The organism is Peristeroidobacter soli (genome assembly GCF_004138485.1).
In the GTDB taxonomy this organism is placed as follows: domain Bacteria; phylum Pseudomonadota; class Gammaproteobacteria; order Steroidobacterales; family Steroidobacteraceae; genus Steroidobacter; species Steroidobacter soli.
The window spans coordinates 357,376-375,136 of the sequence record NZ_RYEV01000003.1 but is presented as its reverse complement, the minus strand read 5'-3'; the positions used below and the strand labels follow the sequence as shown (position 1 = coordinate 375,136).

At 63.7% G+C, this 17,761-nt stretch carries 15 protein-coding genes; 6 read left to right on the top strand and 9 right to left on the bottom strand.

What is annotated here, in order from left to right:
• Positions 1-17 precede the first annotated feature (17 nt).
• On the bottom strand, positions 18-911 hold the full coding sequence (locus tag EKO19_RS10435) for an ABC transporter ATP-binding protein (protein ID WP_129776359.1): 894 nt from the start codon (positions 909-911) through the stop codon (positions 18-20).
• Positions 912-1,015: 104 nt separating this feature from the next.
• On the bottom strand, positions 1,016-1,468 hold the full coding sequence (locus EKO19_RS10430) for a DUF6249 domain-containing protein (protein ID WP_129776358.1): 453 nt from the start codon (positions 1,466-1,468) through the stop codon (positions 1,016-1,018).
• A gap of 216 nt (positions 1,469-1,684) precedes the next feature.
• On the opposite strand from EKO19_RS10430, the gene EKO19_RS10425 reads away from it, so the two are divergent.
• The 3 genes from EKO19_RS10425 (at position 1,685) to EKO19_RS10415 (ending at position 4,817) form a co-directional block, all read left to right on the top strand.
• Positions 1,685-2,260: an RNA polymerase sigma factor gene (locus EKO19_RS10425; protein WP_129776357.1), complete on the top strand. Its 576-nt coding sequence runs from the start codon at positions 1,685-1,687 to the stop codon at positions 2,258-2,260.
• A 2-nt stretch (positions 2,261-2,262) separates the two neighbouring features.
• Positions 2,263-2,817, top strand: a complete 555-nt coding sequence (locus tag EKO19_RS10420; RefSeq protein ID WP_129776356.1) for an anti-sigma factor family protein — start codon at positions 2,263-2,265, stop codon at positions 2,815-2,817.
• Between the two features lie 161 nt (positions 2,818-2,978).
• Entirely contained in the window at positions 2,979-4,817 is a 1,839-nt protein-coding gene (locus EKO19_RS10415; protein ID WP_217705245.1) for a potassium transporter Kup, read from the top strand.
• A 72-nt stretch (positions 4,818-4,889) separates the two neighbouring features.
• Here EKO19_RS10415 and EKO19_RS10410 read toward each other — a convergent pair whose 3' ends face one another.
• The 4 genes from EKO19_RS10410 to zwf all read right to left on the bottom strand — a co-directional run bounded on the left by EKO19_RS10410 (position 4,890) and on the right by zwf (position 8,737).
• Entirely contained in the window at positions 4,890-5,462 is a 573-nt protein-coding gene (locus EKO19_RS10410; protein WP_129776354.1) for an ANTAR domain-containing response regulator, read from the bottom strand.
• A gap of 77 nt (positions 5,463-5,539) precedes the next feature.
• Positions 5,540-6,529 carry a glucokinase gene (locus EKO19_RS10405; RefSeq protein ID WP_129776353.1) on the bottom strand — a complete coding sequence of 330 codons (990 nt, stop codon included), beginning with the start codon at positions 6,527-6,529 and terminating at the stop codon, positions 5,540-5,542.
• A 13-nt stretch (positions 6,530-6,542) separates the two neighbouring features.
• Positions 6,543-7,244, bottom strand: a complete 702-nt coding sequence (gene pgl, locus EKO19_RS10400) for a 6-phosphogluconolactonase (RefSeq protein ID WP_129776352.1) — start codon at positions 7,242-7,244, stop codon at positions 6,543-6,545.
• Positions 7,245-7,276: 32 nt separating this feature from the next.
• Positions 7,277-8,737 (bottom strand): glucose-6-phosphate dehydrogenase, encoded by a 1,461-nt coding sequence (gene zwf / locus EKO19_RS10395; RefSeq protein WP_129776351.1) that lies wholly within the window; start codon positions 8,735-8,737, stop codon positions 7,277-7,279.
• A gap of 221 nt (positions 8,738-8,958) precedes the next feature.
• Here zwf and edd point away from each other — a divergent pair, with 221 nt between their 5' ends.
• The gene (gene edd / locus EKO19_RS10390; protein ID WP_129776350.1) at positions 8,959-10,797 is read left to right on the top strand and encodes a phosphogluconate dehydratase; all 1,839 of its coding nucleotides are present in this window, start codon (positions 8,959-8,961) and stop codon (positions 10,795-10,797) included.
• A 46-nt stretch (positions 10,798-10,843) separates the two neighbouring features.
• Positions 10,844-11,473: a bifunctional 4-hydroxy-2-oxoglutarate aldolase/2-dehydro-3-deoxy-phosphogluconate aldolase gene (gene eda / locus EKO19_RS10385; RefSeq protein WP_129776349.1), complete on the top strand. Its 630-nt coding sequence runs from the start codon at positions 10,844-10,846 to the stop codon at positions 11,471-11,473.
• A gap of 2 nt (positions 11,474-11,475) precedes the next feature.
• On the opposite strand, the gene EKO19_RS10380 is transcribed toward eda, so the two are convergent.
• The 3 genes from EKO19_RS10380 to EKO19_RS10370 form a co-directional block, all read right to left on the bottom strand.
• Positions 11,476-14,469 carry a glycosyltransferase gene (locus EKO19_RS10380; RefSeq protein ID WP_175597016.1) on the bottom strand — a complete coding sequence of 998 codons (2,994 nt, stop codon included), beginning with the start codon at positions 14,467-14,469 and terminating at the stop codon, positions 11,476-11,478.
• Positions 14,470-14,712: 243 nt separating this feature from the next.
• Positions 14,713-15,501, bottom strand: coding sequence for a DNA-3-methyladenine glycosylase family protein (locus EKO19_RS10375; protein WP_129776347.1), 789 nt, complete (start codon positions 15,499-15,501; stop codon positions 14,713-14,715).
• Between the two features lie 33 nt (positions 15,502-15,534).
• Positions 15,535-16,131, bottom strand: coding sequence for a DUF502 domain-containing protein (locus tag EKO19_RS10370; protein ID WP_129776346.1), 597 nt, complete (start codon positions 16,129-16,131; stop codon positions 15,535-15,537).
• Positions 16,132-16,328: 197 nt separating this feature from the next.
• On the opposite strand from EKO19_RS10370, the gene dacB reads away from it, so the two are divergent.
• Positions 16,329-17,756 (top strand): D-alanyl-D-alanine carboxypeptidase/D-alanyl-D-alanine endopeptidase, encoded by a 1,428-nt coding sequence (dacB, locus tag EKO19_RS10365; RefSeq protein ID WP_129776345.1) that lies wholly within the window; start codon positions 16,329-16,331, stop codon positions 17,754-17,756.
• Positions 17,757-17,761: the final 5 nt, after the last annotated feature.

Sequence of the window (17,761 nt, the reverse complement as noted above, 5' to 3'; positions counted from 1 at the left end):
GCGCCTCCTGCTATCGCTCAGGCGGCTGCGCGAGTGGCCGGTGCCGCGTCGTGCTGGCGCAAGCGCTGGAAGTAAACGTCCTCCAGCCCCGGATCGACGGCCACGAAGCCATCCTCAGGCCGCGCTTCGCTGTACACGTGAATCAACGGCTCGCCGGCGATCAGGCGTGTCGACAGCACCGTGTAGCGCGCTTGATAGTCCGGCAACGTCGCCTTACTGACCTGCTTGCTCCACACCCGATCGCGCATGGCCGCGATGGCCTCGCGCGGCTCACCGCTCATCAGCACTTCGCCGCGACAGATCATCGCCATGCGCGGACACAGGTCGGTTACGTCCTCGACGATGTGAGTGGACAGAATGACGACGACCTGGCCACCGATATCCGCGAGCAGGTTCAGGAAACGATTGCGCTCTTCGGGATCGAGACCGGCGGTGGGCTCATCGACGATCACGAGCTTGGGATTGCCGAGCAGCGCCTGCGCGATGCCGAAACGCTGACGCATGCCGCCGGAGAAGGTGCCGAGCTTGCGCTTGCGGACCTCCCAGAGATTCACCTGTCGCAACAGCGCTTCGACCACGTCGGCGCGCTCGCCGCGATTCAAATAGCCTTTCAACACCGCGAAGTGATCGAGCAGCCCGAGCGCGCTGACTTTCGGATACACGCCGAAGTCCTGCGGCAGATAGCCCAGCGTGCGACGAATCGCCATTTTGTTGGCAGCCACGTCGACGCCGTCGAACGTGATGCTGCCGGAGTCGGGATCCTGCAAGGTCGCGATGGTCCGCATCAGCGACGACTTGCCGGCACCGTTCGGACCGAGCAGTCCGAACATGCCGGCGGGAATCTGCAAGGAAACATTGCGTAGCGCAGCCACGCTGCCGTAGGACTTCGACAGGTTGCGAATCGTGAGCATGAGCGTCTCCCTCGACGCCGATCGGGACCGGCGCACTCATTTCGACGAGCTTGTTAGAGATGAACCAGCGGGAACGAATTCTTGTGGTTCGATGCAGGCGGGGCTTACAAGGTTGCAGGGCCCTGCTGCGAGTAGCGGCCGTTGCGCTCGGCCCGTTCGCGCAGCTCGACTTCCAGCTGGCGCGCTTCGACGTGACGGCCTTCGACGCCGTAATAGATGAGATAGGCCAGACCGATGCCCAGCGGCACCAGGCCGAACACCACCGGTAGCTCGTCGCCGATGCTCATCGAGCCGGCCACCATGGCCAGGCCGACGAAGAACCACACCAGCCCCGGCAGCAGCGAGCTACGGCGCCGGCGGCTCTGGCCGTCGATGAGCTCCAGCGGCAGCGGCGGTACTTCCATGCCGCGCTCGATGGCGGCCATGCGCTCGGCGTGGCTGAGCTCCATGAGCCGTTTGCGCTTCCGGTAGTTCAGCGCGATGTAGACGATGGGAATGGATAGCGGCAGGCCCACCGCGAAGATGATGCCGAAGATTGGGACGAGATCGCTGAGCATGTTTGGCTGCCTCGAAAGACCCTAGCCTGTCTGAACGTGGGGTTGAGACGTACCCGACCCCGTGCAAGGTTGCACTGATGGTTACCGATTTTGCAGGGTCGGTGAACAACCGGTTGTAACCGGCCAGCGGCGGCGGTGTTAGGACTAACAAATCGCTCACATTGTTAAAGTGAGCCCACTGCAACCTTTCTCCCACCCACTACGTCCCAACAGCCAATGACGTCCTCGTCAGCTTTCCAGGCAGACGCCGACATATTAGAGCGGCTGCGGACCAAGCAATATCGCGAGGCGTTCGCGTTGTTGTTGCCACGTTATCGGGATAAGGTTTTTCGCCTCATATTCAGTATGTTACGCGATCGCGCACAAGCCGAGGACTGTACCCAGGACGTGCTCCTGCGCATCTGGCGCGCCCTGCCGGGCTTCGCCTCTCAGTCGCAGCTGTCGACCTGGATCTACGCCATCGCCAAGAACGGCGCCCTGTCCGAGATCCGCAAGCGCAAGCCGACCGTTTCCCTGGACCAGAACGACGACGATGACAGCTACAACCCGGCTGTCGCCGCCCTGGCCGCGCCCGAGGCCGACGATTCCGCAACGGTCAGTGTCGGGCAGCTGCTCGATCAGCTGCCGGAGCGCTATCGTCAGGCCGTGGTGCTGTTCTATATGGAGGACAAGTCCTACGAACAGACCGCCACCAGCCTCGGGCTGCCGTTGGGCACGGTCAAAGCCTTGCTTCATCGGGCCCGCAAGCGCCTAATCGAGCTGACCAAGGAGGCGGAAGCCGCCGCAGCCTGACCATGAAGCAGCCTAACGAACACGCACAGTGGGACGACGCCCTCCAGGACTGGCTGGATGGCGAGCTGAACGACGCCGATAGCGCGGCGTTCGAGGCCCATCTGGCCGCCTGCGGGCTGTGTCAGCGCAGCCTGCCGGAATTCGAGGCGCTGGACGAGGCGCTGGTAGAAGCCTCGCCACCGCTGCAATTGAATTCGGATTTCGACCGCAGCCTGATGGCCCGGATCGACGCCATCGACGAGAACAAACGCCTGGAAGCGCGCCGCCGGCTGGAGCTGGAATGGCAGCAACAGATGCAGTCGTTGAGTCGTAACTGGCGCCGAACGCTCGCTTTTGTCATCCCGGGCATCATTGGCGGCATCGTGCTCGCCGTGGCGCTCATGAGCTGGCTGGACAGCTCGGGCATCACCAGCAACCTGGTCGCTCATGGCGTCGAAATGGGGGCGGCGGAGCTGGGTGGCCGTTCCGTCGACTACCTGCGTCTGGGCATCACCGCCGTGGTGGGCGGGGCGCTCGGCATGCTGGTCGCCCCCTGGCTGGCCCGGCTGGCCGACTGACGCCCGCCCTCATGTGACATCCGGCTTCGCCCGGCTGCTCCAAATCCTCTAGAATCCCGCGCCTTTGGCAGCTGCCGCCGCGCCTAGCGTGTAACAACAACATCATGGGCCTCCGCTCATCCGACTCCGCCGACGGTGACCGTAACGGCGCAGATCGTAAATTGGTCCTGGCTGCGCTGGGCGTGGTGTTCGGCGATATCGGCACCAGCCCGCTGTACGCGCTCCGCGAATGTTTCAATCCCGAGCATGGCATCGCCGTGAACGAGGCCAACATTCTCGGCCTGTTGTCATTGATCCTCTGGTCGCTGGTACTGGTCATCTCGATCAAGTACGTGGGCATCGTGCTTCGCGCCGACAACCGCGGCGAAGGCGGCGTGCTCGCGCTCAGTACCCTGGTCTCCACCGCCAGCCCCAATTGGAAAGTGTGGGCACCGGTGAGCGCGGTCGGTTTGTTTGGTGCCGCGCTGTTCTTCGGCGACGGTTTCGTCACGCCGGCGATCTCGGTGTTGAGTGCGATGGAAGGCCTGACGATCGCGACGCCGAAGCTCGAGCGTTTCGTGTTACCCGGCGCGGTGCTGATTCTCACGTCGTTGTTTCTGATGCAACGTCACGGCACCGGTGCGATGGGACGGCTGTTCGGCCCCATCACGCTGCTCTGGTTCCTGACACTCGCGGGCCTCGGCGCGAGTCACATCGCGGAATCGCCCAATGTGATCTTCGCGATCAATCCCATGTACGCCGTGCACTTCTTCATCAACAACGGCGTGATGGGATTCGTCACCCTGTCGGCGGTGTTTCTGGCCGTGACCGGCGGTGAAGCGCTGTACGCCGACATGGGCCACTTCGGTCGCTCACCGATCCGCAAGGCCTGGTTCCGCATCGTGTGGCCGGCGCTGATCTTGAATTACTTCGGCCAGGGCGCGCTGCTGCTCGCCGATCCCACCGCCATCAAGAATCCGTTTTATTTGCTCGCGCCGAGCTGGCTGCTGCCCATAGTCATCGTGCTGGCTACGTGCGCGACGGTGATCGCTTCGCAGGCCGTGATCTCGGGGGTGTTCTCGATCACGCGCCAGGCGTTGAACCTGGGGTATCTGCCGCGTCTGCGCATCCTGCATTCGTCGGAAGAAGAGATCGGTCAGGTGTATGTGCCGTCGGTGAACTGGCTGTTGTTTGCCGGCACGCTGACCTTGATCCTGAGTTTTCGTTCTTCGAGCGCGCTGGCCGGTGCCTACGGCATCGCCATTTCCAGCACCATGCTGATCGACACCATTCTGGTCATGATGCTGCTGCGGGTCCGCATGGAGCCGCACAACCGCAAGATCATCACGCTGCTGTCGCTGATTCTGATCGCGGAGTCGGCGTTCTTCTTCTCCAACCTGCTCAAGTTCGCGCATGGTGGCTGGCTGCCGGTGGCCGTGGCCATCGGTATCTATATTTTGATGAGCACGTGGCAGGAAGGCCGTCGCACCCTCGCCTGGTTGATCGCGCGCGAACAAATGCCGGTGCGCGACTTCATGACGATGATCGAAAAGGATCCACCGACGCGCGTCGAAGGCACGGCTGTTTATCTCGCGGCGGAAGCCGGTGGCATGCCGCGCGCGTTGTTGAACAATCTGAAGTTCAACAAAGTCCTGCACAAGCGCAACGTGTTGCTCACCTTCGTGCGCCCGGAAGTACCGTTCGTGCCGCCGGAGGAACGCATCGAAGTTCAGGATCTGGGCGCGGGCATGTGCCGGATCATCGCGCGCTACGGCTTCATGGAAACGCCGAACGTGGTCGCGGCACTACGGGGCGCCGAAGAGAAAGGCGAACCGTATGAACCGGACTCGACGGTGTACGTGGTGGGCCGCGAGAACCCGATCTTCACCTCGGGCTCGGGCATGCCGCTCTGGCGCAAACGACTGTTCGCGCTCATGGGTCGCAACAGCCAGCTGGCCGCCATTCACTTCGGCGTGCCAAGCCATCGGCTGCTGGAAGTCAGCAGCCTGGTGAAGCTGTAGCCGGACCCGTTCTGGTGCAGACCCGGCACGGGCTGCACCAAATCGACAGACCATCGCGCCTTCGAGCTCGGATCAGTTCAGCAGCTCGGCCATCTCGATCACCGACTTGGCCACATCGCCCATGCGCCGGTTGCGCTCCATCGCCATGCGCCGGAGCGTGTGATACGCCTCGTCTTCGCTCAGATTGCGCGCCTTCATCAGCAGCCCTTTGGCGCGCTCCACGAACTTGCGTTCCGCCAGTTTCTGCTGGGCGAGACCCAGCTCGCTGCGCAGACCGGCGATGTAATCGAAGCGCGCGAGGGCGACTTGGAGAATGGCAGGAACGCGGGTGGCTTCGAGCCCATCGACCACATAGGCCGCGGCGCCGGCGCGCACGCCATTTTCAATGGCCTGCGACGAGGAATCGCCGGCGAACACCGCGAATGGCACGGCGCTCGGACCCATGGCATCGAGCAAACGATCCAATAGATCCACCGACGGCGAACGCGCCTCCAGCAACAGCACGTCGGGCTTGCCCCGCTCCAGCGCGGGCGACAAAGCACTATCCACGGGCAGCACTTCGGTCAGCTCATGACCGGCCAGCTGGACTCCCGACCTCAGGATCTCCGCATGATCCGCGGATTCAGCGATGACGAGCACACGCACGATGCACGCTCACTTCGTTCAGTAGGAGGAACTCAATGTTCCGATGCCTACCGCGTTGCAATCCGTGTGCCAGAGGATCAGTCGGCTTCCAGGCGCGGTCCCGGGTCGGTGAACGCGCTGGCCAGCCCCAGCAGGGCCGGCAGTTCGGCGCGTATGACATACGTCGGGACGCGCGAAACGTAATCGGTGAAGCGACCCTTGTCTTCGAAACGATCGCGGAAGCGCGAGCTGGTGAACATCGGCCCCAACCCCGGCGCGATACCGCCACCGATGTATGCACCGCCGAGTGCACCGAGTGTGAGCACGAGATTGCCCGCCATCGTGCCGAGCAGCGCACAGAACATGCTGACCGTTTCGAAACACAGCCGACAGGTTCCCTCCTGCGCGCGCTTGGTGATCTCAGGTGGCGTGAGCACTTCAGGAATCACACCTTCGACGCCGCACAGCGCGTCGTACAACGTCACCAATCCCGGCCCGGAAATCACGCGTTCGGCCGAGACATGTGAGAAACGCTGCTGCAGCTGTTGAAGCACCGCGAGCTCACGCTCGTTCATCACGGACAATGTCACGTGACCGCCCTCGCCTTGCAGCGGGATCCAGTGCTGACCGGACGGAATCAATCCTGAGACGCCAAGACCGGTGCCCGGACCGATGACGGCGATCGGCGCGTTCGGTTGCGGTTTGCCGCCGCCAATCTGATCGAGGTCGCTGCCCTTCAAATGGCGCACGGCCATCGCGAGCGCGGTGAAATCGTTCAGAACGATGAGACGACGCAGTTGCAGTTGTTGTCTGGTGTGCGCGGCGGAGAACTGCCACACATGATTGGTCATGCGAATGATGTCGCCCGTGACCGGACCCGCGATGGCAAGCGCGGCTTCGAGCGGACGGCCGTTGACCTTGGCGTCCACGCGTTTGAGATATTCCTCGGCGGCCGACACCAGATCGGGATAGTCGGCGCAGGCGAGCACCACTTCGTCACGACGCTGCATGCCATCGAGCAGAGCGAAGCGCGCGTTGGTACCACCGATGTCCGCGATCATGCGCGGAGGAATCGTTGTCCGGCTCATGGGCGCAGGCTCATCACGGTGCCCAGTACACGTCCATGGGCACTTCCTTCTGCTGAAGCACCGAGCGCACTGGCAACTCGGCCACCGGCCCCGCCGCTTTCGCGCGCTGATAAACCTGCCACTTCGACTCCCCCTCGATATGCAAAATGATACGGCGCGAGTCCAGCAACGCCGACAAATTCAAACTGAGCCGCGCATGCGGCGCCGTCAGCGAGTTGATGGCCACGCAGCCCGGCGGGACCGCGCGGTCCAATGCCTTACCCAGCGCCAGCGAGCCGGGGAACAGCGACGCGGTGTGGCCGTCGTCCCCCATGCCCAGCAGCACCACGTCGAATGGGTGCGGCACCCGGGTTAACGCACGAGTGGCCCAATCGGCACCCGCCTCGGGCGCCGGCGCGGGATTCTTCAGTCCCACGAAATGCGCCGCCGCGGCCGGGCCGGTCAGCAGGGTTTCCCGCACCAGTTTTTCGTTGCTCGCAGCGTTGGTGGTCTCCACCCAGCGCTCGTCCGCCAGCGTGATCCAGACCTTGGACCAGTCCAGCTTCTCGGTGCGCAGCTGCTCGAACAGCTTGGTGGGGGTGCGCCCGCCCGACACCACCAGACTGGCCGCGCCCCGCTCCTGGATGGCTTCCTCGAGATCGACTTTGATCTCGCCCGACAGCGCGTGCGCCAGCGCCAGCGAGTCGGGGAAGCGGTGTTCGTGCACCCAGCTCATGGAGTTCTCACTGCCACTACAACTGGGCCGTATTACAGCTCGTTACGCCAGGCGAAGCCATCCCGACCCAGCAACGCGCTGGCCGCGGCCGGCCCCCAGCTGCCGGCGGTATAGGTTTTCGGCGCCTCGTCCGACTGCTCCCAGGCCTCGCGGATGGGATCGATCCACTGCCAGGCGGCATCCAGCTCGTCACGGCGCATGAACAGGGTCAAATTGCCCTTCAACACGTCGGTCAGCAGACGCTCATAGGCATCCAGGCGCGGCGCCTTGAAGGTCTCGGAGAAATCCAGGCTCAGATTGACCGGGCGCAGGCGCATGACCTCGCCGGGGAACTTCGCCAGCACCGTGAGCTCGATGCTCTCGTCCGGCTGCAGCTGGATCACCAGACGGTTCAGCGCCTGCGGCGTGTCCGGCCGCTCGTAGATGGACAACGGCACATCCTCGAACGTCACCACGATCTCGGACAGCTTTTCCTGCAGCCGTTTGCCGGTGCGCAGATAGAACGGCACGCCGACCCAGCGCCACGAATCGATATCGACGCGCAAGGCGACGAACGTTTCGGTCTTGCTGTCGTTCGGCACATCCTTCTCGTCCAGATAACCGACCACCGGTTTGCCACCGGCCGCGCCCGCCTTGTACTGGCCACGCACGGTTTTTTGCAGAACGTCGCGACCTTTCAGCGGCCGCAGGGCACGCAACACCTTGAGCTTTTCGTCGCGCATCGCGTCCGGATCGGAGGTGGCCGGCGGCTCCATCGCGATGATGCACAACAGTTGCAGGAGATGGTTCTGAACCATGTCGCGCAGCGCGCCGGTCTCGTCGTAGAAGCCCGCGCGGCGCTCGACACCGAGCTCCTCGGCGACCGTGATCTGCACATGTTTCACACGACCCCGACGCCACAGCGGCTCGAACAGCGTGTTACCGAAACGCAGCGCCAGCACGTTCTGCACTGTCTCCTTACCGAGATAGTGGTCGATACGGAAGATCTGCTGTTCGCTGAAGATCCGGCTGACGCGTTCATTGATCTGCGCCGACGATGCACGATCTTGACCGAGCGGCTTCTCCAGCACGACGCGCGAATTCGGGGTCGCAAGCTGGTGGGTCGCCAGACCCTCGCAGATCTTCGCGAACAGATCCGGCGCGGTCGACAGGAAGAACGCGCGCACGTGATCGTCACAACCCTCCAGCTTGTGCTTCAGACCGGCGAAGTCCTCGGGGGACGAGGCATCGACTTTCAGATAGTCGACGTGTTGTGAAAATTCTGCCCAGCGTTTTTCGTCGTAATCCTTGCCCAGGTGGGTCTGGCAGCTGGCCTGGACTTGCGCGAGATACTCATCGCGCGACAGCTCGCTGCGCGCCACGCCGAGCACGCGGGATTTGGCAGACAGGTAACCGGACGCCTTACGGCGGTATAGAGCGGGCAACAGCTTGCGCATGGCCAGATCGCCAGTGCCGCCGAACAGAACCAGATCGAAAGTCGGGAGAGGTTGCATGAATACTGACGCCTTGCAGGAAATCCTCGATCGCGCCCGCTAACTTAGCGTCCTACAGTGACACCCGCAAACAAACGGCGAGACATTCGGTGGACATTTGTTTCGGCGAGCGGTCTGCGATTCCAGAATACAGCCCGGATGATAGCGTGACTGCCGCAGCGATGCGCCGCGCGAGACGCTAGAATCCGGTCCATGATCGAGCCAGCCAGACGCCAGACCCCATGAAGACCAGCGCACCCCTGCATGAACGCGTGCGCGCCGTAACCGAGAGGATTCGCGAGCGCAGCCAGCCCACCCGCAGCGCCTATCTCGAACGCATGCGTGAAGCGCAGCGTAGAGATAAACCGACGCGGGCCGGCTTGTCTTGTACCAATCTGGCGCATGGCTTCGCCGCCATGGACACCCAGGACAAAGACAAACTGCGCGTGGCTCGCTGGCCTAATTTAGCTATCGTTTCCTCTTATAACGACATGCTGTCGGCGCACCGGCCGCTGGAGCGTTATCCGGAGCTGATCAAGCTGGCCGCGCGCGAAGTCGGTGCGGTGGCGCAGTTCGCCGGCGGCGTACCCGCAATGTGTGACGGCGTCACCCAGGGTCAGCCGGGCATGGAGCTGTCGCTGTTCAGTCGCGACGTGATCGCGATGAGCACGGCGATCGCGCTCTCTCACAACATGTTCGATGCCACGCTGTGTCTCGGAGTGTGCGACAAGATCGTGCCGGGCTTGTTGATGGGCGCGCTGACCTTCGGTCACCTGCCGACGATCTTCGTGCCGGGCGGCCCGATGACCTCGGGCATTCCGAACAAGGAGAAGGCACGCATCCGACAACTGTTCGCGGAAGGCAAGGTCGGTCGCGACGCGCTGCTCGAATCGGAAGCGCAGAGTTATCACTCGCAAGGCACGTGCACGTTCTATGGCACGGCCAACAGCAACCAAGTGATGATGGAAGTGATGGGCCTGCATCTGCCGGGCGCGGCCTTCGTCACTCCCAACACTCCGCTGCGCGACGCGCTCACCAGCGCTGCGGCTCGACGGGCCGCGCAGATCACGGCGCTGGGTGATGAGTATCTGCCGTTGAGCGAAACCGTCGATGAGCGCGCCATGGTGAATGCGATCGTCGGCTTGCTCGCGACGGGCGGCTCGACCAACCATACATTGCATCTGGTCGCGATGGCGCGCGCTGCCGGCATCAACATCAATTGGGATGATTTCAGCGAGCTGTCCGAGATCGTGCCGCTGCTGGCGCGCATTTATCCGAACGGCGCCGCTGACGTGAATCACTTCCATGCCGCCGGCGGCATCGGCTTCCTGATCCGCGAATTGATCAGCTCAGGCCTGTTACACCAGGACACCCTCACCGTGGTCGGCCGGGGGCTCGATGCTTATACGCAAGAACCCTGGCTGTCCCCCGATGGCTTGCAATGGCGCCCGGCTCCAGAGCGCAGCGGCGATCTCGAAGTGCTGCGCCCGATCACCAATCCGTTCGGCGCCGACGGCGGATTGAAGGTGCTGCGTGGAAATCTGGGCCGCGGCGTGATCAAGACGTCGGCGGTCCAGCCTCAGCATCGCGTCGTCGAAGCGCCCGCGCGTGTTTTCAACGATCAGGAAGATGTGATCAAGGCATTCAAGGCCGGCGAACTGGCGCGCGACTGCGTGGTCGTCGTTCGCTATCAGGGTCCGCGCGCCAACGGCATGCCGGAGTTGCATCAGCTGACACCGACGCTCACGTCTCTGCAGAGCAAGGGCTTCAAAGTCGCGCTCGTGACGGATGGACGCATGTCTGGTGCATCCGGGGCGGTGCCCGCGGCGATTCACATGACACCGGAGTGTCTCGCCGGCGGGCCGCTCGAGAAAGTGCAGGACGGCGATATCATTCATCTGGACAGCTACACCGGTGTGCTCGAAGTAAAGGTATCCGAGGCGGTGTTGCGCAGTCGGGTCGTGCCGAAGCCGGATTTGAGTCACAACGGGTTTGGCCTGGGCCGGGAATTGTTTGCTACCTTCCGCGGCGCGTCTGGGGATGCGGAAGCGGGTGCGGCTTCGGTTTACGGCAACCTCTGAGCTTCCGACCATTCATCAGTCACCAGTCATCAGTCACTTCTCGCTCATGAACATCCGATCGATACTCGCGCTCGCCCCTGTCATTCCCGTGCTCACCATCGAGCACATCGATCACGCTGTGCCGCTGGCCCGCGCGCTCAGCGCTGGCGGACTGCGTGTTCTGGAAGTCACCTTGCGGACGCCGGTGGCGCTGGCTGCGATCGAGGCGATGCGTAAATCGGTGCCGGATGCGGTGGTCGGCGTGGGGACGCTGGCGCGTCCGGGCGATTTTGTGACTGCGGGGAATGCAGGCGCGCAGTTTGGTGTGAGCCCCGGGCTCACGGCGGAAATGGCCTCGGCCGCGCGTGCAGCGTCGTTCCCGCTGCTGCCGGGGATCATGACGCCGACGGAATTGCTGGCGGGCTTGGGCTGGGGCTACGACACGTTCAAATTGTTTCCTGCTCAGCAGGCAGGCGGCATCGCGATGCTGAAGGCGCTCGGCGCGCCGTTCCCGGAAGTTATGTTCTGCCCGACCGGCGGAGTTTCCCGCGCGACGGCGCCGGAGTTTTTAGCGCTGCCGAATGTGGCGTGCGTGGGTGGGTCGTGGATTGCACCGACGGATAAGATTCGCGCGGGCGATTGGGCTGCGATCGAGCAGCTGGCGAAGGACGCGTCGTCGCTCGCGAAAACGAAGTAACGTTACTCGCCGTTCGCGGCGCGCTTCGACTCGACCCGCGGTTCGGGCTCGGGCACCAGGGCGAGCTCGTCCGGGGCCGGCTTTGAAATCAGCGACAGGGTTTGAGAGTCGCTGAGCTCGTCGGGCTTGGTCTGCCTGGCCGGTTCGGTTTTCGCCTTCGTTTCGGGCTTTGCAGTGTCCGTGCGCTGCATCGCCTGCCACTCACCGGTGGCGAGCAGCGTCAATTCACCGAACTCGGTCATGCTGCCGTTCGCAATCGGCGCCTCTTCAGAAGCGCTGCTGACCGACACCGCCTTCGGCTGAACCACATCGACGCGCGCCTTCAGCGACGGCGCGGCGACTGGCTCAGGATCCGCTGGCGCGAAGGCTTCCAAGTCGAAGTCCAGATTGAATGCGTCGATCTTGGAAACATCGGGCTCGGCCAGATCGAAGTTGGCATCATCGGGCTTGGAAAGAGCGGGCTTGGAGGCGCCGGACTTGGAAACATCGGGCTTGGAGGCAGCCGTGCTGGGAGCAACGGGCCTGGCAGCCCGCGCGAGATCCCTGTCCGACAGCGCGGGCCTGGCAGCCCCCGCAAGATCGTTGCCCGACAGCGCGGGCTTGGTGGCCTCGGCAAGGTCCTTGCCTGGCAACGCGGGCCTGGCAGCCTCAGCGAGATCCTTGCCGGACAGCGCGGCCTTGGCCAGATTCTCAGCCAGCGTGCCCAGCGGCTGTGTGCTGCTGATGTCGACCTTCCGTTTCGCGGTCGTCGAGGAAACATCAACGACGTCAGGAAGCTTCAACGCGGCCAAGCCGGCTTGCGTGCCTTCCGGCAACGTCTCGAGCGGCTGCGTGCCGGCGGTATCTACTTTCGCTGCGGTCTTCGCGGCAATGGGCGCGATCGACACGGCAGCAACGGGCGACGCCACCTTCGGCGGCGCGCCCTCGATAGTGAGTGACGCGGACTCGGCCGACTTCGGCGGCTCGACGGAAGCAGCTGTTGCAGGCGTCGACTCCGACGGTCGCGTAGTCGGAGACGACGCAGCAGCCGTTGACGCCAGCGGTGACGACGCGGCAGACGCGGACACCGGCGGTGGCGTAATCGCATACGACGTGGCAGGCGTCGACACCGGCGGTCGCGTAATCGGAGACGACGCGGTAGATGCCGACACCGGCTGTGGGTTAGTCGGGGACGACGCGGCGGGTGCGGACACCGGCGGTCGCGTAATCGGAGACGACGCAGCAGGCGCGGACACCGGCGGTCTGGTCACCGCCGACGCGGCCTTCGGTGCGGCGGTGGGTTTCGCGGCTGGGGCAATCGGCTGAAGCGCAGCCATGCGCGCAGCCTTCAACGCAGCTTGTTTCGCCGCATCCGGCTGGGGCGCAGCCTGCGCCGGCGAGGGCGCGGAAGATTTCCTCGCACCCGAGGGCGCATTGGAAACACGCGGTGTCGGCGGAGGGGCGTCGACTTCCAACAGCTCCTGCGACAACAACTCTTCCGAATCGTCAGCCACACCTCGCGCCCGCTCGGTCATCGGCGACTCGGAGCTGAGCGCCTTGACCCGCTGGCTCTCGAACACTTCCAACACGTCACCGACCGACTGACTCGCCGCGACCTTCGCCTCGACTTCAGCCTCGCGCTTGGCGCGTTCCTGTTCCTGCTCGATACGCCACTTGGGCAACTCTTCCGGCTGACGCTCGCTCACCCGGGATTCGAGCGAATCCGGATCGGACAGATCGACCACCGTGATCGGCTTGCGCTTGCTGGCATTGATCTCCGCTTCGGTCGGCAACGCCGGCGGCACGGTCAACGCCTCATCGATCTCCGGCGTCGGCAGATCCTTGGTGACCAGCGACTGCCGGCCGATCAAATCGTAGTAGAGCTGCAGATACTTCTGCAGCGAGCGCACATACACGTAATTGGCCAGCGCGTGCTTGCGCGCGCCCTGCGCCATCTGAGTCCGCTTCTCCGGTGTCAGCTGCATGACCCGATTGATGCCCTTGACGAAGGCCGTCGGGCTGCCCGGCTCGATCGCGACACCATGCTGCCCGATCAATTCACCTTGAGCACCGATCCCCGTAGCAACCACCGGCACACCGCACAGCATCGCCATGACCACATTCATGCGCGACTGATCGCTGACCGCACTGGAGCAAACAACATCGCAGGCGTTATACAGACCGTTGATATCGGACCATTCGCCCAGCAGATGCACGCGCGTGGCCATCGAACCGCCACCGACCAGCGCCATCAAGGGCGCATTGCCCTTCTGCACGCCATGCCCCGCGAGCACCAGCGCGATGTTTGGATTGGTCTTGATCAGCTCGCCGACCGCGCGAATCAATGTCGAATGGTCGTACTCAGCCTGGAACGGCGCGACCATGCCGATGACGAATGTTTCGCCCGGCAGGCTCAGTTCTTCGCGCAGCTTGCGGCGGGCCGCGAAATCGGGCTTGAAGCGCGTCGCGTCCACGCCCGGCGGCACGGTTTCATGACCGCCATCCGGGAAACCGACACGGCGATGTTGAGAAGCGCCGGACTCGGACGCGTAGACGATGCGATCGGCGCGCGTGGAGAACCTGGCAGCGTATTTGAGTTTCTGCCGATCGATGAAGCCGGCGTTCTTCGCGAGCGGCGTCGTCTCGGAGACGCTCCACACCAGCCGCGGCTTCCAATCGCAACGCTTACGAAGCAGCGTCGATATCACTTGAGCCGTGTGCCCCCACGCCTGAATCACGTCAGGGCGGAAGTTGCGGGTGGACTGCACCAGCTCCTGGAAAGCTTTCGGCGAGAAACGTTTGCGCGACAGCGCCAGATCGAACGTGGGCACGCCATTCTGACGGAGCACGGCCGAGGGCACGGCGCCCGGAGACAGGCACGCGACCTGCGACTTCACGCGCTGCCGAGGCAAACGCGTCAGCAGCGGCATGAAAAGCGCAGGTTGCAAGGCACTGGCGACGCCACCGGCGCTCACCAGATGCAACACACGTATTTGTCGAAAGTTGGCGTCGGACACGACCAGACCGTCGCTCGCAAGTCCTGTTACGGAGTGAATGACGAAATCGTAACAGCAGTCCGATTCATCGCGCGCGAGGCAGAGTGTGAAATTGTTAAACCCGCCACAGTTCATGTGACAGTGCGCAGGTGACAAGAATTGGCAGTTACTGGGCAGGATTTGGCAAGTCGAGAGCGCCATCACAAACGCGGCACCCTGAAGGCCAAGGATGAGCTACTTCAGGGCGTTTTTACCGCAGCCCATTCAGGGAGCGACCGCCCACAGATAAATGGCCGCGTAGGCCCGCATCGGCCGCCACGCTTCGGCGAGCTTGAGCAGCTCGGCGGGCGTTGCCACCTTCGCGGCTCGGATCAATCCGATGTCGGAGGCAGGGAATGCATCCCGGTCCCGGCCCAGACGAATCGCCAGATACGATCGTGTCCACGGTCCGAAGCCCGGCAATGTTTGTAATGCCGCATCCACTTGCGTCCAGGGCTGTGAGAAATCCACGCGCCCATCGACCACGGCCTGCGCGAACGATTGCAGCGCCGATGCCCGCTTCCCAGGCATGCCCATATTGGAAACATCCGCGGCGACCACGCACTCCGGCGTGATCGAGTCACACCGCTCCACCAGTCGCCGCATCAGCGTGCCTGCGGCCGCGACCGTGACTTGCTGGCCGAGAATAGTTCGAATGCAAAGCTCGAACGGCGACCATGCGCCCAGCGGTCGCATGCCGGGCAAATTGGCGAGGCGCTGTTTGAGCGGCTTCGAGCGATGCAAATGCTCGTGAATCAGATCGTGGTCGTGCTCGACGTCGAACAGCCGGGCTGCCGCGCCCAATGTTTCATCCGCGTTGACCCGCCCGTTCGCGGACACGATCAATCGAGACGGCCTGGCCTCGTACTCGACCGTGATGGCCCGCTTACCGATCAGACGCTGATAGCGCCCGCCCTCGACGGACTCGAACCTGGGCGTGAGACGATGCGCGTAATAGTCCAGCAGCACCTGCCAGGGGAATGGCGTGCGGACCGGGAGGTGACCGATGAGCATCCGCGCAGACTATCGGCCAAACATGACAGGGCTCTATCCGTTTCCTGCGGCCGACTGGCTGGTCACGCCGCCGATCAGCACCAGGCGCATGGCCTCTTCCACCGACAGCTCGGTCTCGCGCAGCTCGTCCTTGTGCAGATACAAGGTGTAGCCGCCGATCTGATAACTCATGGGGAAGTACACCGCGACCAGCTCCTCGTCCGGGCCGAACAGCTTCGGGTTGAGCTGCTCTTCGGTGACGAAGCCGATCAGCCGGGCGCTGCCGAAGCGCCACAGCACCACGCGCTTCAGGTCGCGGCCTTTGCCGCCGGCCGGCAGGAAGCGGCTGAAATCCTTGAAGGCGCCGAAGATGGTCTTGACGATGGGAATGCGCGCCAGGATCGATTCGCCGTAGCGGAACAGGCGCCGCACGATGTATGCGTCGACCAGCACGCCGACCACCAGGATCAGCAGGAAGGCGGCCAGCAGCCCGAGCCCCGGCCAATAGCGGTCCTCGGGCAGCAGGGCGCGCAGCGGGCCGCCCAGCACCGACTCGGCGGCCGACGCCAGCCAGAACACGACGTAGACGGTGAGCGCCAATGGCAGCACCGCCGCCAGGCCTTTCAGAAAGGTATTCCACAGTCGCCGCATCGAAAGAAGCCCGTGAGTCCCGCCGCCGGAGGAGCGCGAAGTATGCGGCGTGCCCGTACAGAAGAACATCGCGGCCCGAGTTTGCGGCGCCCAATGCCGGTCCTGCGCCGCCCCGTATTCGTACCTCCTGGCCAGCAGCGAACTCGCTGCTAAAATTCCCGCCTCCGCCGCTGTCCGCCCGCTGAACCCGTCGCCGAATGCTCAAACCTCTCGTCGCGCTGGCCGCGCTCGTCGCCGTTGCATTTCACCCGCTCGCGCTGGCCCGCGATTCGCAGCTGCCGCCGGCCGTCCTGCGTGTCATGAATAACGTCGGCATCCCGGCCAAGGGCGTCAGCATCTACGTGCGCGACGCCAACACCAACGAGGTGGTGCTCGGGATCAACGACAACCAGCCTCGCAGCCCGGCCTCGGTGATCAAGGTGCTAACCACCTATGTCGCGCTGGACTCGCTCGGCCCGAGCTACACCTGGAAGACGCGCGCCTATGCCAACGGCGCCCTGGCGAACGGCGTGCTGAACGGCGATCTGTTCGTGGTCGGCGGCGGCGATCCGTACATGACCTCGGAGCATTGGTGGCGTTTCGTGCAGAGCCTGCGCGAGCAGGGGCTGGCCAAGATCACCGGCGACTTCGTCGTCGATCACAGCTTCTTCGCGCCCGCCGAAGGCAACCGCGGCGAGTTCGACTCACAGCCGTTCCGTAGCTACAACGTGCTGCCGGATGCGTTGATGGTGAACTTCCAAACGTCGCGCTTCACGCTCATCACCAATGAGCAGCGCGGCCGGCCGCTGATCCTGGTCAATCCGTTGCCCGTCAACCTCGATCTGCAAAACCAGGTGCGACTGGTGAGCGGCAAGTGCTACACCTCCGGCGTCACGTTCAGCACACCCGATCCCATCGATCATCCGAACACCGTCGTGGTCGGCGGCACGTTGCCCACGTCATGCGGCACTTACACCATCGGCCGCGCCATCATGACCGCACCCGACTATGCGTACGGCACATTCCGTACCTTGTGGACCCAATCCGGCGGCGCGATGGACGGCGAGATGCGGATCGAAACATTGCCGGCCAGCGCCAGGCTGATCTACGAGCACGACTCGATATCGCTCGCCGAAATCATTCGCCTGGTGAACAAATATTCCAACAACGTCATGGCGCGGCATCTGATGCTCACGCTCGGCGTGGAGAAATACGGACCACCCGCGACCGTCGAGAGCGGACGCAACGCCGTTCGCCAGTGGCTCACCAATCGTGGCATCAACATGCCGGGCTTCGTGCTCGACAACGGCTCCGGCCTGTCACGCGCCGAGCGAGTGACAGCACGTGGTCTCGGTGAGATGTTGGATATGGCGTGGCACAGCCCGTTCATGCCGGAGTTCGCCGCGTCGCTGCCGTTGTCCGCCACCGATGGAACTTTGCGCAATCGTTTTAAATCGCCGGGCATGCAAGGACGCATTCGTTTGAAGACCGGGCACCTCGACAACGTCAGCGCGCTCGCGGGCTTCGTCAACGCGGCTTCGGGAAAAACTTACGTTGTGGTGATCATGGTCAATCATCCCGGCGCGCAGGGCGGTGCCGGAGAAGCCGTTCATGCAGAATTGATACGCTGGGTGTTTGGCCAGTAGCGTCG

Excerpts from the sequence above, each read along its gene's own strand:
- EKO19_RS10375 (WP_129776347.1), bottom strand. The coding sequence starts at position 15,501 with ATGCTCATCGGTCACCTCCCGGTCCGCACGCCATTCCCCTGGCAGGTG.
- EKO19_RS10405 (WP_129776353.1), bottom strand. The coding sequence starts at position 6,529 with ATGAGCCGGACAACGATTCCTCCGCGCATGATCGCGGACATCGGTGGT.
- zwf (WP_129776351.1), bottom strand. The coding sequence starts at position 8,737 with ATGCAACCTCTCCCGACTTTCGATCTGGTTCTGTTCGGCGGCACTGGC.
- eda (WP_129776349.1), top strand. The coding sequence starts at position 10,844 with ATGAACATCCGATCGATACTCGCGCTCGCCCCTGTCATTCCCGTGCTC.
- pgl (WP_129776352.1), bottom strand. The coding sequence starts at position 7,244 with ATGAGCTGGGTGCACGAACACCGCTTCCCCGACTCGCTGGCGCTGGCG.
- EKO19_RS10430 (WP_129776358.1), bottom strand. The coding sequence starts at position 1,468 with ATGCTCAGCGATCTCGTCCCAATCTTCGGCATCATCTTCGCGGTGGGC.
- EKO19_RS10420 (WP_129776356.1), top strand. The coding sequence starts at position 2,263 with ATGAAGCAGCCTAACGAACACGCACAGTGGGACGACGCCCTCCAGGAC.
- dacB (WP_129776345.1), top strand. The coding sequence starts at position 16,329 with ATGCTCAAACCTCTCGTCGCGCTGGCCGCGCTCGTCGCCGTTGCATTT.
- EKO19_RS10370 (WP_129776346.1), bottom strand. The coding sequence starts at position 16,131 with ATGCGGCGACTGTGGAATACCTTTCTGAAAGGCCTGGCGGCGGTGCTG.
- EKO19_RS10425 (WP_129776357.1), top strand. The coding sequence starts at position 1,685 with ATGACGTCCTCGTCAGCTTTCCAGGCAGACGCCGACATATTAGAGCGG.
- edd (WP_129776350.1), top strand. The coding sequence starts at position 8,959 with ATGAAGACCAGCGCACCCCTGCATGAACGCGTGCGCGCCGTAACCGAG.
- EKO19_RS10435 (WP_129776359.1), bottom strand. The coding sequence starts at position 911 with ATGCTCACGATTCGCAACCTGTCGAAGTCCTACGGCAGCGTGGCTGCG.